Source organism: Neptunitalea chrysea (genome assembly GCF_027924145.1).
In the GTDB taxonomy this organism is placed as follows: domain Bacteria; phylum Bacteroidota; class Bacteroidia; order Flavobacteriales; family Flavobacteriaceae; genus Neptunitalea; species Neptunitalea chrysea.
In genome coordinates this window covers 1-22,156 of sequence record NZ_BRVP01000027.1, presented here as the reverse complement: position 1 = coordinate 22,156, position 22,156 = coordinate 1, and the positions used below count along the sequence as shown (strand labels likewise).

10 protein-coding genes and 1 pseudogene are annotated in these 22,156 nt (G+C 36.4%); 9 read left to right on the top strand and 2 right to left on the bottom strand.

The features are described from left to right. Positions 1–1,560 precede the first annotated feature (1,560 nt). From NBRC110019_RS14910 to NBRC110019_RS14895, 4 genes are all read left to right on the top strand, one after another. On the top strand, positions 1,561–4,407 hold the full coding sequence (locus NBRC110019_RS14910; protein ID WP_281756181.1) for a hybrid sensor histidine kinase/response regulator transcription factor: 2,847 nt from the start codon (positions 1,561–1,563) through the stop codon (positions 4,405–4,407). Between the two features lie 387 nt (positions 4,408–4,794). Next, positions 4,795–7,173 carry a glycoside hydrolase family 31 protein gene (locus tag NBRC110019_RS14905; RefSeq protein WP_281756179.1) on the top strand — a complete coding sequence of 793 codons (2,379 nt, stop codon included), beginning with the start codon at positions 4,795–4,797 and terminating at the stop codon, positions 7,171–7,173. Positions 7,174–7,313: 140 nt separating this feature from the next. Beyond that, on the top strand, positions 7,314–10,337 hold the full coding sequence (locus tag NBRC110019_RS14900; RefSeq protein ID WP_281756177.1) for a SusC/RagA family TonB-linked outer membrane protein: 3,024 nt from the start codon (positions 7,314–7,316) through the stop codon (positions 10,335–10,337). A gap of 18 nt (positions 10,338–10,355) precedes the next feature. Further along, a complete protein-coding gene (locus NBRC110019_RS14895) occupies positions 10,356–11,951 on the top strand; it encodes a RagB/SusD family nutrient uptake outer membrane protein (RefSeq protein WP_281756176.1) in 1,596 nt (531 codons plus the stop codon). Between the two features lie 410 nt (positions 11,952–12,361). Here NBRC110019_RS14895 and NBRC110019_RS14890 read toward each other — a convergent pair whose 3' ends face one another. Together NBRC110019_RS14890 and NBRC110019_RS14885 are read right to left on the bottom strand one after the other, a co-directional pair. Beyond that, positions 12,362–13,249, bottom strand: a complete 888-nt coding sequence (locus NBRC110019_RS14890; protein ID WP_281756174.1) for a hypothetical protein — start codon at positions 13,247–13,249, stop codon at positions 12,362–12,364. Positions 13,250–13,290: 41 nt separating this feature from the next. After that, positions 13,291–13,499, bottom strand: a pseudogene (locus tag NBRC110019_RS14885) (tyrosine-type recombinase/integrase); the annotation flags it as partial. A 557-nt stretch (positions 13,500–14,056) separates the two neighbouring features. Between NBRC110019_RS14885 and NBRC110019_RS14880 the strand changes: the two are divergent. The 5 genes from NBRC110019_RS14880 to NBRC110019_RS14860 all read left to right on the top strand — a co-directional run bounded on the left by NBRC110019_RS14880 (position 14,057) and on the right by NBRC110019_RS14860 (position 21,968). Beyond that, positions 14,057–14,638 carry an RNA polymerase sigma factor gene (locus NBRC110019_RS14880; protein ID WP_281756173.1) on the top strand — a complete coding sequence of 194 codons (582 nt, stop codon included), beginning with the start codon at positions 14,057–14,059 and terminating at the stop codon, positions 14,636–14,638. Positions 14,639–14,771: 133 nt separating this feature from the next. After that, positions 14,772–15,794 (top strand): FecR family protein, encoded by a 1,023-nt coding sequence (locus NBRC110019_RS14875; protein WP_281756171.1) that lies wholly within the window; start codon positions 14,772–14,774, stop codon positions 15,792–15,794. Positions 15,795–16,005: 211 nt separating this feature from the next. Further along, positions 16,006–19,419: a TonB-dependent receptor gene (locus NBRC110019_RS14870; RefSeq protein ID WP_281756170.1), complete on the top strand. Its 3,414-nt coding sequence runs from the start codon at positions 16,006–16,008 to the stop codon at positions 19,417–19,419. A gap of 11 nt (positions 19,420–19,430) precedes the next feature. Then, on the top strand, positions 19,431–21,269 hold the full coding sequence (locus tag NBRC110019_RS14865) for a RagB/SusD family nutrient uptake outer membrane protein (RefSeq protein ID WP_281756168.1): 1,839 nt from the start codon (positions 19,431–19,433) through the stop codon (positions 21,267–21,269). A 21-nt stretch (positions 21,270–21,290) separates the two neighbouring features. Next, complete coding sequence (locus tag NBRC110019_RS14860) at positions 21,291–21,968, top strand: DUF3823 domain-containing protein (RefSeq protein ID WP_281756166.1); 678 nt, start codon at positions 21,291–21,293, stop codon at positions 21,966–21,968. Positions 21,969–22,156: the final 188 nt, after the last annotated feature.

Here is a 22,156-nt window from a genome sequence, read left to right as displayed (position 1 = left end):
ATACTGTACCGGAAATCGGTTTTGTAAGACTATCCCATATTCTAAAAATATATCCCTGTCAGCAAATCCACATGGTGGGCTGGAGTAAAAAGTGGATGCTATACTATACCAGTAAAATTGAGTTCAAAAATTACAGCATGGAAGGTAGAAGGCATCCATTTATTACTAGATAAGCACCGAGAATAGTATTTGTATTATTGGTTACTATCTATGTAATCAGCCCAGTCTTGCATCATTACTGTTGGATATTTCACTGACCGTATGTAATTTTAAGAGTTGACGCGTCTTTTTCGTTTTGCAATTGATGATGTAATTGCATATCGTAGTTTCTAAGCCCCAGCAGCAGAAATTGATTATAATAGGTTAGCAAATTCATATTTTGTGTTGTTTTTTATCGCATAATTCGTAAAATTACAGTTGTTTTTTTTCGTATAATTGCAATTGAGGGCTAATTTAAACGTTATGAAAATATTGAAAGTACCGGTGAGTAATCAGAAGTATGGGTGGCTGTATATACTGCTGATGCTGATTGCCACCATGGGCTTTACGCAAAACTTGGTATTTTCTCCCGTGGAAGGGCGCGAACAGCTCAATGAAGAAAAAATCAGAAATATTATTCAACTCAAAGATGGTCGACTGGGAGTTTTCACCGAAGGGATGCTTAATTTGTATGACGGTTCCGGTTTTAAAACCATTCCCATAGATGATGCGAATACCATATCGTTAAAGAATTACACAGGGTTTCATCATTCCTATCTGGAAGGTAACCGGCTATGGTTTAAAAATCAGGGAAAATTAGCCATTGTCAATTTAGAAAAGGAGAGGGCTATGATAGATCCTGCAACCCTATTACAAGAACTAGGGTTTGAAGAGGAGCTGATCGATCTTTATATAGACCCTTCTGAGCATATCTGGGGATTAACCCATGACTTTAGTTTGGTTAGAAAAATTCATGACCTCTCGGGTGTAACTACGTTTTTAGAAGATGTTCGTCCGTTAGGTAATCCTCAGGATGTCTTGTTTGATGTAGTAAGTTCTGCAGCTAAGACCTATTTGATTTATAAATCCGGCTTGATTCGAGAATTTGATACCAAGTCTGGTAAAGAATTATTTTACACCAGTTTGGTATCTAGGGAGATGGGCTTTAATAATTGGGTGCATGTAACTTGGGTGCACAACAAATTGTATATTGTCCGAGGAGGGTATTATAAAGGACAGCTGGTTTGTTTTGATACCCAAAATCATCAGGTGGAGGTACTGCTGGAAGCCAATGACTATTGGCTGAATTGTTTTGCAGCCAATAAAAAGGGAGATTTTTATATGAGTTGCCGTAAGGGGCTGCGGTATTTTCAAGCAGGAGATCACACAGGACATCTTATGGAGAAAATGCCCTTGAAAGAGGGAGAATACATCCGCACCGAAATCAGTACAATATATTTTGATAACCAGGATGGGTTTTGGGCTGGAACCCTTAACAAAGGATTATTTTATTATCATCCGAATCGCTTCCGTTTTAAGCGTTATGAAAAGGACTTTTTTGAAGATGTGGAGGCAGGGGAGATGCAGGTCAACTGTTTTGAGGAATATGACAGCCATACCCTTGTTGTGGGAACCTCCCAAGGACTTTATCAAATAGCTCATAATGGTCATAAACTCTTTAAACCTGTGATTTTAAAAGCAGGTATGGAGTGTAACAGTATGTATAAAGACCGTAAAGGAATGATTTGGATAGGAACTTCTGATGGGTTATACCGAATGACTCCGGAGGCGGTAATCACAAAGGTTTTTTCTGAACCGGTAAACTGCCTGTATTCAGGAGATGATCAAGCCCTGTATGTAGGAACGGCGACTCAGGGAATATGGCAGGTTACACCAACCGAAGCGGTTGTAGTAATTACTGAACTTACCAAGGAGATTTCGAATGTGAAACAAATCTTAACTTATAACGGACAATTCATGGGATTGTCACAATCGGGCCCCTTTCTATTGGATAAGGATACATCCCATCCTGAATTTCCATTGGGTAAAGCAGTTCAGCGTTTTCCCATGTTTCAGTATGTAAATCATAAATATACCTGTTTGTTGAACGATTCTGATAACGATCTTTGGTTGGGAACCTATGATGGATTGACCTTGTGGAGTACGCAAGAGCAAAAGCTATATACCATACATACAGATCAGGGATTGGTTAATAACAGTATCAAAGCCATTATTGAAGATCAGGATCATTCCTTTTGGGTGACTACTTCCATGGGTATTAGCCATCTGTACAAAAAAGCAGTGGATTCAGGGTATGTGTTTGAAATTCAGAATTTTAATACCTATAACGGACTTATTGATCATGCGTTTGCTGAACGCGCTGTTTTTTTGACCTCAGCGGGAGTTTTGTATGCCGGAGGTATTGAAGGGATGAATATGCTGCCTACAAGTAAGAAAAATGACCAGTTGAATTTACATCCGATTCTGTTAAGTCTAAAGATTTTTGGGAAATCCAAGGATCTTGGAATTCAAGAGTTAGGAATTACCTATACCAACAGTGTGGAACTGCGTTACAATCAAAATTTCTTTACCATTTCTTTTTCAGGACTTAATTATATCAATCCGCTTCAAACCTATTACCGCTTTAAATTGGAGGGTATTGATGAGGATTGGCGAGAGAAAAAAACCATGTTAGGGAATGGGGAGGCTAATTATACAGGAATTCCTCCGGGAGATTATAACTTTCACCTGCAGGCAAGCGCTGATGGGATGAACTGGTCCGATACTACCGATAGTTTGCACCTATATATAGCACCTCCTTTTTGGAAAACACCTTGGGCATATACTGCGTATGTATTACTGGGAGGTCTAGTGATAATGGTAACAGTGGTATACTTTAACAAAAAGATGGCGCTGAGAAGACAACATGCCCAGAACCATGCCATTGAAGTGGCAAAATCAGAGTTTATTACCAATATCAGTCATGAATTAAGAACGCCTTTGACCTTGGTGATTACGCCCTTAAGAGCCTTAATTCTAAAAATAAACGATCTGGTATTGAAGAAAGAGCTGCTGCAGATTAATAACAATGCACAACTTTTGTTGGATGTAGTCAATCAATTATTAGCCTTCAAAAAGCTGGATTCGGGAAAAGAAACCCTACAACTTCAATTTTATGAAAATTTGTTGTGTATTGAAGAACTGGCCGAACAATATAGGGACTTTGCTCTTCAAAAGGGAATCAGCTTCAAGATTGATGTATCACAAGAAGCAATAGCCATTTTTATAGATAGACAAAAAGTATGTAGGATAGTGGCAAACTTACTATCCAATGCGCTTAAATATACTTCTTCAGGAGGACAAATTACCGTAAAGGCAATCGTGGACAAAGGTCAGAAGTTGCTAACCATGGAAGTGAGTGATACGGGAATTGGAATTGATGCAAATGAACAACAGAAAATATTTGATCGTTTTTACCAGGCTAAAAATCAAAAAGGAAGTTTACCGGGAAGTGGATTGGGACTATTTATGGTAAAAGAATATGCCTTATTACACCACGGAACGATTCACATAAAAAGTGTCGTAGGCAAGGGAACTACATTTACCGTAACTCTTTCTGTAGGGCAGGAAGCACCCAAACACTACCTGTCTGAAAAGGAAGCTGTAGCTAATGAAACCCTATTGATTGCTGATGATAATGCCGGATTTCGAGACTATTTGAAATCAGAATTGGGAATGCATTACAATGTGATTGTTTGTTGCAATGGTCAGGAAGCTTTGGAGCAAACCCTACTACATTCTCCGGACCTAGTCATTAGTGATGTCATGATGCCCGAACTTACTGGTGCTGAGTTTTGTAAATCCTTGAGAAACGAAGTAAGTATCAGCCATATTCCGGTAATTTTACTGACCGGAAGAACCTCTGATCAGGCCCGATTGGAGGGATACGAATCCGGAGCAGACGCCTATTTGGTAAAGCCTTTCGATATTCAAGTCCTTCGAATGCGAATTGAGAAGCTATTGGAGCTTACCCGTAGCAGAAGAAAAGCCTTTGTGGAGGCTACCATCGTAGAAACAGATCGCGTAGCGACCAATTCATTGGATAAAAGTATATTGAACAGGGCATTGGTGCATGTGTATCATAATTTGAAGAATCCCGACTATTCGGTTGAAAAATTTAGCTCTGATATGTTTATGGATCGAACTGGTCTCTATAGAAAGTTAATAGCACTGACCGGTTTGTCGCCTACTGCATTTATTCGAAACATCCGACTCAAAAAAGCGGCAGAACTTCTTTTGCAAACTTCCACTTCCATTACTGCAATTGCTGAAGAGACCGGATTTAATTCGGTATCCTATTTTACCAAATGTTTTCATGAGGTCTATAGCAAAACACCTAGCCAATTTAGAGCGGAACGGGTTAGTTAACATTCGCACTTTTAATGGTTTCTTAGGAAGACCACTCTCTTAAAAATTTTCAGGAAGCATTCCATAGATAGAAGGAGGCACTTTGTGCTATTTTGAGCACTTAAAAATTGGTTTACAGGCTAACCTGTAGATCACATATCCTTTATTCAGCACATTCCAATGGAGAGTTTAACTGACCATAGACTATTAAAAGGATTACCTGTGTGTCTGTAAGCGTCTTGTTATCAATGTGTTAGTTGGATGCAACATATGTTATAGTTATTTTCAACATTTGTTCAAATGATTTGATGTAATATCTCATAGTTTTATACTCGGAAATAAAACCAAGAGGAATACTCGATAACGTTTTAGTATTTCAGTAATCTTAAATAAATAACCAATTTATAAATGAAACGTACATTTATTACCATGTTACTAGGGGTGTGTATCTGCTTATTAGGATATGCTCAGGAGTATCAAAAAACAGCTTTAGGTTTGACCACTACTTTAGCGGAAAATACCGTTGAAATTAAATTTTATTCCAATGAAATTGTTCGCATTATCAAGTATCCAAAAGGAAACCAGTACGAAAGGGAAAGCCTTTCGGTAATTTTAAAGCCACAGCCTGTGACCTTAAAGGTAACAGACGGTGCCGATGCTCTTGAAATCGCTTCCAAAACCCTCAAGGTACAGTTGAATAAAACAGAGGGGACTGTACGTTTTTATAAAAGTACAGGAGCATCTTTACTATCAGAAAAGAACACCGGTATAGGGTTTACTCCGGTGAAGGATAATGGAAAAGATACCTATGCTGTTTATCAAGCTTTTAATTTGGATGCCGATGAACCTATTTACGGATTGGGGCAACATCAACGAGGCAATCTCAATCAACGTAACCAATCCTACCGATTGGAACAAAGCAATTTGGATGATGTAGTACCGTTTTTTCAATCTTTCAAAGGCTATGGGGTGTTCTGGGATAATTATGCGCCTACAGATTTTACGGATAATGCTGCAGAGACTTCGTTTAGATCGGATGTAGGAGATGCTATAGATTACTATGTTATGTATGGAGGAAATGCCGATGGAGTGATTTCCCAAATGCGTACCCTTACTGGAAAGGCACCTCTATTTCCTTTGTGGACCTACGGATTTTGGCAGAGTAAAGAACGTTATAAAAGTCAGTATGAATTGATTGATGTGGTGAAGCAATATCGAAAACTGGGAGTACCATTGGATGGAATCATACAGGATTGGCGGTACTGGGGCAACAATTATTTATGGAATGCCATGGAGTTTCTTAACCCGGGGTTTCCCTCACCGGATCAAATGGTGAAGGAAGTACATGATTTACATGCCCATCTGATGATATCCGTATGGTCGTCCTTTGGTCCGATGACAAAGCAATACAAGGAGTTGGCGGCTGAAAATATGTTATTGAACTTTACCACCTGGCCGGAATCGGGGTCTGAAAAATGGCCTCCTAATCCCGACTATCCTTCCGGGGTTTTGGTCTATGATGTTTACAATCCCAAAGCTAGGGATATCTATTGGAAGTATTTAAATAAAGGACTATTCTCCTTAGGAATCGATGGTTGGTGGATGGATTCAACCGAACCGGATCACCTTCAAATTAAGCCGGAAGATTATACCAATGAAACCTATTTAGGGTCGTTTCGCAAAGTTAGAAATGCCTTTCCGCTGATGGCCGTAGGAGGTGTATATACCCACCAAAGAGCTATCACGGATGATAAACGAGTGTTCATTCTAACACGTTCTGCTTTTGCCGGTCAACAACGCTTTGGAGCTAATACTTGGTCCGGAGACACACAGGCTTCTTGGGAAACCCTGAGAAATCAAATTCCGGCAGGGCTTAACTTCTCACTAAGCGGAATACCGTATTGGAATAGTGATATTGGTGGATTTTTTCTGCACCATTACAGAGATGCACTACACAATGCGGATTATCGTGAACTTTATACACGTTGGTTGGAGTTTGGGACGTTTTCTCCGATGATGCGCTCGCATGGAACCGATGCACCACGTGAGATTTATCAATTCGGCAAAAAAGGAGATCCTATTTTTGATACGCAGGAAAAATTTATCAAACTGCGTTATGCTTTGTTGCCTTATATCTATAGTTGTGCCTATGCCATTACCGAATATAATTCGAGTATGATGCGTGCGCTGTTTATGGATTTTCCTGAGGATTCAAAGGTTTGGGATAACACAGAAGAATATATGTTTGGGAAATCACTTTTGATACATCCTGTAACCCGTTCGATGTATGTGAAAGCGAATGATGCTAGCAATTCGGTAGCTGATTTTAGTAAAGTGCAATCTCAAAAAACCTATTTGCCTGAAGGAACCTATTGGTATGATTTCTGGAACAATGAAAAATTTGAGGGAGGGCAAACGGTTGAACGAACAACACCTTTGGATATTATTCCTGTATATGTAAAATCAGGAACGATTCTACCTATAGGTCCTGATGTGCAATATGCCACTGAAAAAAGCTGGGATCATTTAACCCTGTGTGTGTATCCTGGAATGGATGGGACATTTACCCTGTATGAAGATGAATTTGATACCTATAATTATGAACAAGGGGCCTTTAGTACCATTGTGTTTTCATGGGATGATGTGCATGGTAAACTGACCATTTCCAAAAGAAAGGGGGACTACCAAGGGATGCTGACCAAGCGAACATTTTCCATTAGATTACCCAATGGAAAAGAAAAAGAAATCGTTTATAAAGGCAAGAAAGTAACCATTAAAATGGAATAGAAATTCATTTGTTAAGAGACCTCCCAAAGCTCCGATTGGGCTTCGGAGCAGAACTTAAAGAAATAGCATAGGAAGAAAATTTTTTACCAAATAACGAATACGTTTTCGTAATTACTAAATTTTAATCAAACAGTAATTTTATGGACAAACAATATCTAACAATCAAACAGAAGCTATGTCATTGTGTTGTTTCTATTGTATTGGGAGTTGCATTTTGTATGACTCCGCCACTATGGGCAGCGGATACCAGTATCAATAGGAATTTTCAACAGATCACTATTACGGGTACCGTCACCGCTAAATCCGACGGAATACCATTACCGGGAGTATCCGTTTATGTAAAAGATACGCAACTTGCTACCACCACAGATATGGATGGTCATTTTTCTTTGGATGTACCTCAGGGTTCCTTATTGGTAATCAGTTATATGGGGTTTAAAACTCAGGAAATCGTCATCAATAGTGATGATCCGCTAACCATTGCGCTTGAAGATGACCTGCAAACACTGGATGATGTTGTGGTAGTAGGGTATGGAAAACAAAAAGCCGGTGATGTAACTAGTGCCGTAGTGAGTGTGAAATCGGAAAGTTTTAATCAGGGACAGTCACGCGATGCCGGACAGCTTATTCAGGGAAAAGTAGCAGGTCTTATGGTGACCAATTCCAGCGGAGATCCCACAGCCACTACGGCTATTAAATTAAGAGGTAACAATACCTTAAGTGGAGCGTATACGGATCCGTTGGTGTTGATCAATGGGGTACCCGGAAGTCTCAATACGTTAGCACCTCAGGATATTGAAAGTATTGATGTATTAAAAGACGGATCGGCTGCTGCGATTTATGGAGTAAGGGGAACCAATGGGGTGATTCTGATAACAACCAAAAAAGCTACCGGGAGTAAAATCAATCGGGTGCAATATTCGGGATTTGTCAGTACTTCAGAAATTGCTCGTCAACTTGATTTTTTAAATGCGGATCAGTTTCGGGCTTTGTATACGGATGCTGATCAAGGTAGTAGTACCAATTGGTTAGATCAAATAAGTAGAACTCCCATAACCCATGTACATAACCTAAGTTTTCAGGGGGGTAATACGCAAACCAATTACATTGCTAATTTAAACTACAATATCCAAGAAGGAGTGTTTTTAAAATCTGATAATAAAACCTTTCGAGGACGATTGGAAATCAATCATCGGATGTTTAACGACAAACTGTTGTTTAAATTCGGATTGATGGGGCGCGATGATAGCTACACATCCACCAAAGCGGGAGGTAGTTTTAATCAGTTTGCCTATTTTCAATCCTTGCGGTACAATCCAACCGCTCCGGTACGTAATGAAGACGGGTCTTGGTACCAAAACCTAAATAAACTCGATTATGTAAATCCACTTTCCTTACTTGAAGAAGCAGACGGAGATGTAAAAACTACCGAAATGCGGTATACCAGTACCATTAATTACAAACCGATAGAGGATTTGACACTAAACGGGAATTTTTCATTAACCAGAGAACCTAGAAACAGTGGTTATTCCGAAACCTTAAATCATATTTCAAATATACGTGATGGCTATTCTGGGTATTCGTATATAGGAGGATATCTTAATACCACCAAACAGATGGAACTTACTGCCACTTACGATAGAACCCTGAATAAAAGCAGTTTTACGGTGCTTGGAGGTTATGGATATATAGCCAATGAAAGCGAGTGGTACAATATGAATAACTATGGTTTTCAGGATGATTACTTTGGTACTTGGAACAACATTGGAGTTGGAAGTGCTTTGCAGGAAGGATTTGCCGGTATGGGGTCCGGTAAATTACGTACCAATCTAATCAGTTTCTTTGGACGGGTCAATTATGCCTATGCCGATAAATACTTACTAATGGCCAGTGTCCGACATGAGGGAGCCAGCCAACTCTGGGGAACCAATAATGCTTGGGGTACCTTTCCGGCAGTTTCCTTGGGTTGGAAAATAACCAATGAAGCCTTTATGGAGCATCAACATGTTTTTGATGATTTAAAACTGAGAGTAGGCTACGGGGTTACCGGTTCACAACCTTCGGCTTCCTTTTTAGGTACTGCATTACTTACCTATGGAGATTATGTATATGTGGACGGACAGTGGATTAGAACCATCATACCGGCTTCGAATCCCAATCCGGATCTTAAATGGGAAGAGAAACGGGAAACCAATATCGGGTTGGATTTTGTAACTCTGGGAGGCAAAGTTTCAGGATCTATTGATTTTTATAACCGTGATGTAAAGGGGCTCTTGTACTCTTACAACGTACCTACCCCCCCATATTTGTATCCAACCATTATGGCTAATGGAGGAAACATGGTGAACAAAGGATTGGAAGTTTTAATTAATGCTACGCCCGTAACCACGGATAATTTTAGTTGGACAACCACCCTTACTTATTCGACCAATTCGAATAAGTTAAAGAGTCTGAATGGTAGTGCTTTTCAGACCGAGTACGATTATTTTGATACGGGAGCCGTTTCTTATGAAGGCCAATGGACCACCTCACATCGTGTTCAAGTGGGACAATCTATTGGTAATTTCTACGGATTTAAAGTTGTGGATGTGGATGATGATGGAAAATGGGTGTACCTAGATAAAGAGGGCAACCGCGTGGCCTATGATGATTTTACCCATGCACCAGAAGACAGACATTACCTAGGAAATGGACTTCCGAAATGGTTTGCAGGATTCAATAACACCTTTACGTACAAGAACTTTGATTTAACGGTGAATATGCGTGGAGCATTTAATTTTCAAGTAATCAATGAATCTCGTATGAACTTTGAGGGAACCCAAAATGGTTACCGGGACAATAGGCTTATATCAGTTAATGATAAGATATTTGGGAAAACTACCCTGAGTACTGAGGTACAGGCCGAGTTTAACAGTTACTATGTGGAAGATGGAGACTACTGGAAAATCAACAATATTGTATTGGGATATAATTTTAAGGATTTAAAAGACAGTGTTATTTCTTCCTTACGTCTGTACGTATCTGTCAATAATGCGTTGATTATAACTGGGTATAAAGGAATGGATCCGGAAGTGAATACTTCAGGATTGTCACCAGGAATTGATTACAGACAAAAATTTCCTACGGTAAGAACGTTTACTTTGGGAGTTCAAGCTAATTTTTAATTGTAATACTTAGTAAAGATGAAACTAAAGAAAGTTTATATGATAATAAGCATGGTAGTGCTAATAAGTATTACTGCATGCACCGATTTATATGACGATGCTTACGGAAGTGTAGTTAGTGAAGAGTTTCAGCCTACCTCCGAAACCGATATTAGTGCCTTGGTGAATGCCGCTTATGTACCGTGGCGAAAAACGATGCTTTTGTGGAATGGGGTGGTACGTTCCCAAGAACTATCAGCCGATCAGGATGTGATTCCTGCCCGCATAGGGATTGGATGGATTGATGGATACATTTATAAAAGATGGCATCAGCATACTTGGACCAGTAATGATGACGGGGTATATCAGGGTTGGGCACGTACCTTTGACGGTATTAACACGGTCAATAGAATTTTGTATCAGATAGATACCAACCTTATTACCTTTACCACAGATGAGATCAAAAATGCTGTTGTAGCAGAATTAAAAGTACTGAGAGCTTCCTATTACTATATTTTGGTGGACTTGTATGGGAATGTACCCATTGTTACCGATTATGCAGATACCAGTTTGCCGCAACAGGCCACAAGGGAAGCTGTTTTTGATTTCATTGTAAGTGAAATAACAGACAATATAGGTCTATTATCAGAAGAGCCTTCAGGAGCCTATTATGGACGAATGAATAAATGGGTAGGGCATACACTTTTGGCTAAGATGTATTTAAATGCAGAGGTTTGGAAAGGAAGCGCGATGTGGGCGCAATGTATTGAGCAATGCAATGAGGTGATTACCTCAGGGAACTATGCTTTAGAGGCATCCCAGAAGAATGTTTTTATTACTGATAATGAAAACTCTTCAGAACTTATTTTTGCCCTGCCCATGGATGAAAAATATGTAACAGATTGGAATGCCTTTGATTTTCATATGCAGACTCTTGCACAGGAGAGCCAGCTTACCTATGATTTTACAAATGCTCCTTGGGGGGGAGTATGTGCCATTCCACAGTTTATTGATAGTTTTGACCCTTCTGATAATCGTTTGGAATTAAATTATATCTATGGTGCTCAATACAGCTCTTCGGGGGATTTGCTGAGTATTAACTACACGAATGCCGTACCATCCATAGATGAATCTGATAAAGATGATGGCTACCGATGGGGTAAGTTTGAATATAAAATTGGGGCTACTAACCGGCTTAGTAATGATTTTCCGGTATTTAGATATGCCGATATTCTGATGATGAAAGCAGAAGCTTTGTTACGTTCCGGTCAGCCCGGTGCAGGAGATTTGGTAACGCAGGTAAGAATGCGTGCGTTTGACAATGCAGCGTATGCACAAGTAACAGATGCTGAATTGGCTTTAGGAAGTAGCTATGATTACGGAAGAAGAGATTCTTATGCGGAAACTCATGAAGGCGGATCAGATATTACCTATGGTCGTTTTTTAGACGAATTGGGATGGGAATTTTGTCAGGAAGGCCACCGAAGACAGGATTTGATTCGTTTTGGTGTATTTAGTTCCAAATCTTGGTTTTCTCATGATGCGTCAGATACTACCAAAGAATTATATCCCATTCCGTATGCGATTTTACAAACTAATAGCAACCTAGTTCAAAATCCGGGATATAGCAATTAGTTTTGGTTAGCTTAATTGTGTTGAGGAAAGCCTGTATGTATATATGAGCTTTCTGATTTTTTAGCAAAATTACTAGCTCAATATATATCCACTGATCATATCCGGTATGGTTATGGTTAAAAGTGTAAGATGCAATTGTGCCCTCATAGGACGACTCAACGGGGTTAAACAAAAAGTGATTTTTAATGTAGTTATTTGGTGCTACGGCTTACAACCTCAAAAAATACCTAAAATACACCACCCAAAAAGCCAATAGTAATCAGGGAAACACACGCCTGCTTACAATTGCCATGAAAGCCTTCCTAAAAGTTCGTACACCGCTTGTAAGCCTACCACAAAACTAGAAAATCCACTACCGTTAAAAACAACAAAGTCGCTCTAAAGCGACTTGTATCATTAATCTTTTACGGTTATTTAAGAGTTGTGCAACACCTACAATTGTTAGGTGTAGTTTTTTTATTTGCTTTTACTAATAAGTTATCATCTATTGGACCTATTTCCATATAATGTTCACCATTATCCAAAACCCTAAATCGAACAGATACAGTTTGATTTATTTCTGTATTATATGAAACAAACCTTGCAGGAATGGCACTTTCTCTATCTAGTTTATCAATGTTTCTCAATAGTTTTGTTGTATTGGTTTTAGGGTCATAAACATTAATTCTTGAACGAAAAGGAAATCTGGGTTTAAATAACATTTGACTTTTGAATGGTACAGGTTTATCTAAGCCCCACTCGTCAATAAAATATGTTTTAGGTAGCCAATTATATCTCACTATTTGATTTCTACCATCCTCCCAATAGATTCTGCAATATGTTGTCCATCTCCAACCATTTGATTCGTGACCGTGATTTGAAATTTCATCAACATAAAATGTATTTTCTATTTTCCATTCAACAGGCTTTGGAGACGTAAGTAAAACTTCTTTGTGCATGCTTAAGTATTGCTCTACATAATCGTCCATTGCAATAGGTGAATCACCAAAAAGAAGTGCAATTTTTTTTCTGTCATTATTTATGGTTGCTTCGATTAGTTCAATAGATTTAAAATTACATTTTTGAATTCGTTCATCAGCCCAATTGTCAGAGTACTTATATAAATTCACAGAGTCTGTAGTTATAATCAACATTGAATCTTTCGCATTTACAGAAAATTCCACTCCAGCTTCCGATTGATAAATCCCATTGAATATTGAGTATTTATTTATGGGTTCAGTTTTTTCTTTATTATCATTTATTTGACAGGAACTTAAAACAGTTAAAGCCAGTAATGAAATTGATTTATACACATTCATTTATTTTTGAAATTACATCTAACGTATATATAGTAATAGTGCTAATCTAACGGATTTTTAATTTTTTTAAAAGTATTTGTAGTTACATGTGTATAAATTTCTGTTGTTTTACTTGAATTTGGCGTAAATCAATTCTCGATTCTAATAAATGTGTAGCAAAACTATGTTGGAGTACATGAGGAGATACGCTTTTGCGAATTCCTGCTTTTCGTGTTGCCATTTTTACAATCCTTACTATATTTTCTTTAGATGATTATTAATAAAAGACATAAAGAAAGGAAGGGATTTGGGTACCATTCGCTATGACAAAATATTACAACAATTACCTGTTGGTGATAAAAGCTTTATGTTGCGTATGCAACAGGTCATGAATCCCAGAATTTAATAGTAAAGAGATGATATTCTTCTTTATTGTAGAACGTATAAATACTTCGGAAAATTTCTCTTTAAAAAAAACAATTTGATGTTTTACTCAATAATTGAGATTAAATGCTCCGAGACTTGTCTCTAAATAAAAATGCCATGCTTATTAAATGCTTCGTTGGCTTTCCTCTAAGTAGTTTACTTGTGATGGCTCTTTCTTACGACGCATGATGCTGGTAATCAATAATTTAGTAAGTTGTTTATGAAGGGTACACTTTTACTCTTTGTTTTTTTGTGGTGTAAGATATGGTTAGGTACAGATTAAAATAAAACAATCAAATTATGATATTTCTATTTTTGTATTTAAAAAAATATTAAATTTGGTTTTTAACAATACGTTTTATGATAATAACATAAAGTTGAATTGCTAAAAAAAAATCAGGATTGAAATCAACCAACACATCAGAAATTACTATTTGGCAAGAGCTTAAAAAAGGGTCTACCATTGCGCTAGGTCAGCTATATGATAAGTATGCTGATGAATTATTTTTATTTGGTTGTAAGGTAACAGGTGAGTCTAGTATTGTACAAGATAGCATACACGATATGTTTTTAGACTTGTATAAGTATCATTCAAATCTAAGTGATACTTCTAATGTTAAATTTTATCTGTTACGATCTTTAAAGAATAAAATCTTAAAACATCCTGAATATAAAAAGTTACAAGTAGCGCCTGCCTTTAAACTTGAAACCGATTTTTTAAGTGAAACATCTACAGAAGAATCACTTATAGAGCAAGAGGTCTTTAATGAAAATTTAAATAAGCTGTCTAAAGCAATATTATTACTTCCTAAAAAGCAACGACAAGGTATTACTCTAAAATTTATGCAGAATAAAACCTATGAAGAAATAGCCGAGATAATGGATATAAAAGTAGAAACTTCCCGTACCATAGTATATAGAGGTATAAAATCGTTACGAGAAATCTGTGTGCTTTTTATCGGATTTATTTTAAGTATTTGGTAAAACGAAAACCTTATCGTTAATGTAGTTTTATTTTTATGTGATGTTTTTTTAAAAAAACATCATTTTTTTGTCTATACATTTCCGTAAGCTGACTTTGTATATAAAAGACCTAGAGATTATACATAGTTTCATTATGAAAGATATTGAAAAAAAGTTGCTTAATAATTTTCAGGAGAAAGATAAAACGCTTCTCAAAAAGCGAATTATGTCTTCTGTTGAACGTTATAAGCGAAAACGAAAAATTAAACGTCTTTATTGGGCAGCTGCTATAGCTGTGCTAATTATAGTTTCGGGCGCTGTCTATAAAAATGCACAGCGTTTTGATGATTCGTATGTAAAATTGTTAGAGACTACAAAAGTAGGAACCATTAAAGAAGTACAGTTGGTTTTATCAGACGATGTGCTTACCGTATCAAAATCAGATTCAATTATAGTCTACAATAATTCAGATAATATGGTTTTAATAGGAAATTCAAAGACGGCTAAGAATTCTGCTATAGTGATGAATACTGTTGTTGTACCATATGGCAGACATACACAGCTTAAGTTAGCCGACGGAACCCATATTTGGCTTAACGCTGGTAGTAAATTAGTGTATCCTTCATCTTTTAGCGGAGATAAGCGTATAGTATACTTAGAAGGGGAGGCTGCCTTTGATGTGGCGCACGATAAGCAACATCCGTTTACGGTAAAAGCTAAAAATCATGAGATTGAAGTTTTGGGTACCGTTTTTAATGTAAGCTGTTATTCAGATGAAAAGGCAGTTACAACAGCGTTAGAAAGTGGTAGTGTTAGAATTAATTATGAGTCTGGTAATATTTTAAATACTAAAAAGTCGGTAACTATAACACCGGGTACTATTGCTTCTTATAACAAAGATGAAAAGCAGGTAAGTACTAAAGAAGGTAATGTTTCCAATTATTTTTTATGGAGAAAAGGTTTAATCGTATTTAAGAACGATGATATGGAATACATACTAAAACGATTATCAAGATATTACAATGTGCCTATTGAGGTTAGAAATAAGGATCGTTTTCAGCAAACTTTTTCAGGATACTTAGATTTAAAAACCAATATAGAAGAAGTGCTTAACATAATAAGTGAATCTTCAACCTTTACTTATACAAAACAAGAAAACAATATAATTATAGAATAACTTAAAATTAAACCAAAAACTTTTTTGCCTATGACACATACTTTGTAAGCAATAAAAAACCGAAAGATGTTGGCGCATCTTTCGGCTATACATTAATACTACATTGGATAAGTAATACTAATTAACAATTAACAAATTTATGAATAAAAAAGATATTAGTTTCCCTAAATGGGAAGAGAAACTTAGTATCAAAAAATATATCATAATATTTATGAGAGTATTTTTTATATTAATAACATTAGGACTCGGTTCCGTTTTTGCAAATGAGTCATATTCTCAAAAACTGAATATAGACCTTAAAGAAGCTTCATTAACCGTTTTGTTTGAGGAAATTCAAAACAAAAGCGAATACGTTTTCTTTTATAGTGATGACATTGTTAAAGATGATTATAAAATTTCTTTAAAAGTAGAAGAAGCTACGATTAATAAAGTTTTAGAAGAGGCATTTAAAAATTTGCCATTAAGCTATAAAATAGGAGGCAGACAAATTGTTGTTAAGAAAAGCGAAAACGTTGTAAGTGTTTCACAGTCAGGTATTATCAAAACTCCTCAGGAGGTGGAGATTACAGGAACAGTTGTTTCTGCTACCGACCAAATGCCTTTAATGGGGGCTAGTATAGTTGAAAAAGGAACAGATAATGGAACCGTAACAGATTTTGACGGTAACTTTTCGATTACAGTTAGCAGTGCAGACGCAACTTTAGAAATAATTTATTTAGGTTTTATTACACAGGAAATACCGTTAGAAGGTAGAGTAGAAGTAAATGTAGCCCTTAAAGAAGATTTTTCTCAGTTAGATGAGGTGGTTGTTGTTGGTTATGGTACTCAGAAAAAAGTAGAAGTAACTGGTGCGGTAAGTGAAGTGAAGTCAGAAGCATTGGTAAGAACTGCATCTACTACAACCGCTGGTGCTTTAGCAGGAAAAATGCAAGGGGTGTCAGTGCGTGCTAAGGATGCTAGACCCGGTAGAGGTGCTTCGGTAGAAATTAGAAATTTAGGAAACCCTTTATATGTAATTGATGGTATACCTTATGGTGGTGCCACCGGAACAGACTGGGTACAATCTCAAAATGTTTCTGGTAACGATATCTTTAATTCGCTAAATATTGAAGATATTGAAAGTATTACGATATTAAAAGATGCTTCTGCAGCCGTTTACGGTATTAGAGCTTCTAACGGTGTTGTATTAGTAACCACAAAAAAAGGAAGTGGAACTAAAAAAGCAAGAATTAATGTAAACGGATACTATGGCTGGCAAAATTTTACACGCTTTCCAAAGTTAGCTAATGCGGCGCAATATACTCGTGGACTTGTAGAGGCTGCTCAGAATAGCGGACAAGATCCTACGTCTGTTTACACTCCAGAAGAGTTAGCAAAATGGCAAGCAGGAACAGAACCTGGGTATCAAGGATATGATTACTATGATATGATCATACGAAAAAATATTCCTCAATCACATATTAATGCCAGTGTTACAGGAGGTTCAGAAATAGTAAACTATTATATGTCTTTGGCTAATACCAAACAAGACGCTATGATGGAAGACTTTAGTTATGATCGTACCAACATTCAGGTAAATTTAGAGGCGAAAATTCTTGAGAGGCTTAGTCTAGGAACCCAAATAAGTGCTAGGCAAGAGAAAACAGAGGACGTAGGTCTTCCTGGAGGAGATGGTTATTTTAGTGCTATTTTGGCTATGTTTAAAAATATACCTACGGTTGGGCCTTATGCAAATGATAATACAGATTACATAAATAATACAGGTGACTATGGTTATAATCCGGCTTTATTCCATAGAGATATTGCAGGGTATAAGGATAATCTCAATAGAAATATAAATATTAACATGTATGCCAAATATAGCTTTGATTTTGGTTTAAATGTTAAAGGAACAGCTTCATATAATTATACCAATAACAAGTTTGATGGATTCCAGTACACGTACGATGTGTATTCATATAACGAAGCTAGTGACTCTTATAATCGTACAGGAGGATCTGATTCTGGTTGGCGTTATCAAACAGAAAGAGAAGTAGTAGCTAAGTTTTATCAATTACAAGTTGATTATGCTAAAGAAATAGGAGACCATTCATTCTCTGTTATGGGGGCTTATGAACGTTCTGACTATGATAAGAACTATCTTCAAATGGGAACTAATCCTTCAAATAACTATAGTTCGCTATTAGAGTTTGATAAGATGAACTCATTTTATGATTATTGGGAATATGAAGCAAGAGCTGGTTACATTGGTAAAATAAATTATAACTATAAGAAAAAGTATTTCTTAGAATTATTAGGACGTTATGACGGATCTTATTTATATCCACCAGGACACCGTTGGGGATTTTTCCCAGGAGCTTCTGCTGGATGGAGAATATCTGAAGAACCATTTTTTGAAAAATTTAGTGGTGTAGTTAACGAGTTGAAATTAAGAGCCTCCATGGGGCAAACAGGTATTGAGCAAGGAATTGGTTTATGGGACTATTTAGGTGGTTATACTTGGGGTAGTGGTAGCGCCGTTTTAGATGATACATACTATACAGGGGTTATACCAAGAAATTTACCCGTTGATAATTTAACATGGGTTAAAAATACCAATTCAAACATTGGTATAGATGTAAGCTTATTTGATAATAAATTATCATTTACAGGGGATGTTTTCTGGGTTAGAAGAACTGGTGTACCTGCATCTAGATACGATGTATTATTACCAAATGAGGTTGGTTATAGTTTGCCAAATGAAAATTTAGGAGAAAATGGTTATAACGGAGCAGAAGCTATTTTAACTTATAAAAATAATATAGGAGAGTTAAACTATACCATTAGTGGTAATTTTACTTATTCAAGATATAGAAATATATCTTCTTATAAACCACGTTTTGGGAACTCTTATAATGAGTATACAAATTCTTCTGAAGACCGTTGGGGCGGTATCTGGTGGGGTTATCAGGTTGTTGGTCGTTTCCAAAGTCAGGAAGATATTAATAATCATGCTGTTAATAATGATGGGCATAATAATACCACTCAATTACCGGGTGATTTTATTTACAAAGATGTAAATGGTGATGGTGTTATTAACAATATGGATGTTAGACCTATTGGATATCCAACAGGATGGTCTCCAATGATGTCGTTTGGTGGTAACATTGGACTTGACTATAAAGGGTTCGATTTAAATATAGACTTTACAGGAGGGGCAATGCAGTCATGGTTCCAAAATTATGAGTTACGTAATCCATTCCACGGAGGAGGTAATTCACCTGCATATCTGTTAACCGACCGTTGGCATAGAAAAGATCCTTATGATCCGAATAGTGAGTGGGTGGCTGGATATTATCCTGCACTTAGAAAAGGAAACGTTGGACCAAACGATCGAAATAGTGATTTCTGGTTACACAATGTACGCTACTTAAGAGTACGTAATCTTGAATTCGGTTATACATTACCAAGTTCATTTACTAAAAAACTTAAAATTCAAAAGATACGTCTTTACGTAAGTGGGTCTAACCTAATATCTTTTGATAATGTAAAACAATTTGAGATTGACCCTGAAATTGAAGCGAATGCAGCGGTAGTTTATCCGCAGCAAAGAACCATACTAACTGGTTTTAATTTAACTTTTTAAACTCATAAGCAATGAAAAAAATAAGTATATATATAGCAATTGTTTTATCTGTTTTTACAATTTCATGTAATGATGAAGATTGGTTAGAGAGAAATCCTGAAACAATAATTACCGATGATCAGTTGTGGAACGATTCACAACTTATCAAATCCTTGCTTGCAAATTATTACAACAGGTTACCTTCGTTGCACGGAGTATTTAACACAGGAGGTATGTGTGAAACAGATGAAGCTATGTGGTCTGGTACTTGGGATGCCAACTGGAGAAATAATTTTGATTATAGTAATAATTACGGTACGTACTGGGATTATGATTTTGTTCGTGATTTAAACCTTGCTTTAGATAATATAGAGCAATACAGTACAGAGCTTGGAGACGATGAAAAAAACTTATATAATGCTGAGATTCGTTTTATAAGAGCCTTTGTATATTTTGAAATGGTGAAAAGAATGGGAGGAGTTCCATTGGTAACAGAACAGCTTGTTTATAATTATGATGGAGATGTTTCTAATTTACAAATAGCCAGATCTAAGGAGTATGAGATATATGATTTCATCTATAGTGAGATGGAAGATATTAAATCGGTTTTAGAAGGGAATAACGGAAGTACTACAAGGGCAAACTACTATACTGCATTAGCATTAGAAAGTAGATCTATGCTATATGCAGGGTCTTTGGCTAAATATAATAATTTAATGTCATCTCCTATAACGTTACCAGGAGAAGAAGTAGGTATTCCTGCTTCTATGGCAAATGGATATTATACAAAGTCGTTACAGGCATCGCAAGAATTAATTAATAATGGAGGGTATGCTTTATACAATGAAAACCCTGATAAAGGAATTAACTTCTACGAGATGTTAATGTCTAAAAGTAGCCAGGAAATCATTTTTGCTAAAGATTATGAACTGTCTTTAAAAGTACACCGATTTGCATATGACAATATTCCTAAGAGTTTAACTGAAGACAACGAGTCTTCTTCTACTATTTCGCCATCGTTAAATTTGGTCGAAAGTTTTGAATATTTAGATGGTTCAGAAGGAACTTTAGAAAATTTAGATGCCAACGGAGATTATATAACCTACACGAATATCGATGACATTTTTGCAAATAAAGATGCTCGTTTATATGGTACCATTATTTACCCAGGATCGAGTTTTAAAAGTACGCCTGTAAGTATACAAGCAGGTGTTGCTATTTGGAATGGAAGTGGTTACGACTTTACAAATGGCTCCAATTTAGGTGATTATTATACGGATGGGGATATTTTGACAGGTTTTGACGGACCAAAGGATAATGAACCAGATGTAAGTAATACAGGTTTTTATATTAGAAAATTTGTAAGTGAAGAATCTGGTGCGAGTACTAGAGTAACTTCAGCAGATAACTGGTGGCCTTATTATAGATTAGGAGAAATTTATTTAAACGCAACAGAAGCAGCTTATGAGCTAGGACAAGAAAGTGTAGCCTTGCCTTATATTAATGCTATACGTGAAAGAGCTGGTTTCCCCGCAAATAGTTTAACCAGTTTATCTATAGAAACAATTCAACATGAGCGTAGAGTAGAGTTGGCATTTGAAAACCACCGTTACTTTGATGTAAAAAGATGGAGAATTGCAGATCAGTTATGGGATAATGACTGGAATAATGAAGACGCTGTGGTTCATGGTTTATTCCCTTATCGCGTAATTCGTCCGGGGCATGAAAATAACAATAAGTATATCTTTAAAAAAGTAGTACCTGCTCGTTTCTTAAGTCCTAGATATTTCCGGATGGCTAACTATTATTCTTTGATATACGAATCGTATATAAGTAATAATCCATTATTAGTTAAGAATCCATTCCATTAATTAAAATTAGAACAGAAGATTATGAAAATAAAATATGTATATATAATGGCTTTAATGATGCTTACACAAGTGTTTGTAGGCTGCGAATTGGATAATTATGATGAGCCAGATGCAATGCTTTCAGGTAGTGTTGTATATGAAGGTGAAACACTTGGTATTAGAGGACAAGGAGCTACATTTGCATTGTATCAAGACGGTTATGAATTACATACAAGTATTCCTGTATATATTGCCCAAGATGGTACATATTCAGCTAATTTGTTCAAAGGAGAATATAAATTGGTACGAATAGATGGAGCACCATGGGTGTCTCAGTCATCAGATACGCTTGTTATTAATGTAAACGGATCAACTGAGTATGATGTAGCGGTTACACCATATTTTACTATAAGTGATGAAAGCTTTAATGTGCAGTCTGGTACTGTTAATACAAGCTTTAAAATTAAGCAAGTGGTTTCTACATCAAGCCTGAGTGAAGTAAATATCTATTTGAGAAGTAAAATATTATTAGATGACAATTATTATGATTATAAGATATCTGTAGATGTTTCAGATATTACGCTTGGAGATTTAAAAGATGTAGAAGTAACCATCCCTGATGATTTATTAGACAATGAATACTTGTATATACGAGTAGGCGCTAAGTCTTCTTCATCAAGTGAGTTTATTTATACGCAGTCTCAAAAAATAATACTTTAAACATACATAGTTTGTAGATTAACAAAAGCCGGTATTAAAATCATTAAATGTTTTAATACCGGTTTTATCCTAAATTGTTTAATACATCAAAATTACAGTATACATTATTACTTTAAAGTAATAACAAAACGATACCATAATAGGTATACTTTACACGCTCAATACGATATTACCAAACAATTAACATA

Bases quoted from the DNA above. Each gene is read 5' to 3' on its own strand.
- NBRC110019_RS14870 (WP_281756170.1), top strand. From the start codon at position 16,006: ATGAGAGTATTTTTTATATTAATAACATTAGGACTCGGTTCCGTTTTT.
- NBRC110019_RS14860 (WP_281756166.1), top strand. From the start codon at position 21,291: ATGAAAATAAAATATGTATATATAATGGCTTTAATGATGCTTACACAA.
- NBRC110019_RS14890 (WP_281756174.1), bottom strand. From the start codon at position 13,249: ATGAATGTGTATAAATCAATTTCATTACTGGCTTTAACTGTTTTAAGT.
- NBRC110019_RS14875 (WP_281756171.1), top strand. From the start codon at position 14,772: ATGAAAGATATTGAAAAAAAGTTGCTTAATAATTTTCAGGAGAAAGAT.
- NBRC110019_RS14905 (WP_281756179.1), top strand. From the start codon at position 4,795: ATGAAACGTACATTTATTACCATGTTACTAGGGGTGTGTATCTGCTTA.
- NBRC110019_RS14895 (WP_281756176.1), top strand. From the start codon at position 10,356: ATGAAACTAAAGAAAGTTTATATGATAATAAGCATGGTAGTGCTAATA.
- NBRC110019_RS14865 (WP_281756168.1), top strand. From the start codon at position 19,431: ATGAAAAAAATAAGTATATATATAGCAATTGTTTTATCTGTTTTTACA.
- NBRC110019_RS14910 (WP_281756181.1), top strand. From the start codon at position 1,561: ATGCAGGTCAACTGTTTTGAGGAATATGACAGCCATACCCTTGTTGTG.
- NBRC110019_RS14900 (WP_281756177.1), top strand. From the start codon at position 7,314: ATGGACAAACAATATCTAACAATCAAACAGAAGCTATGTCATTGTGTT.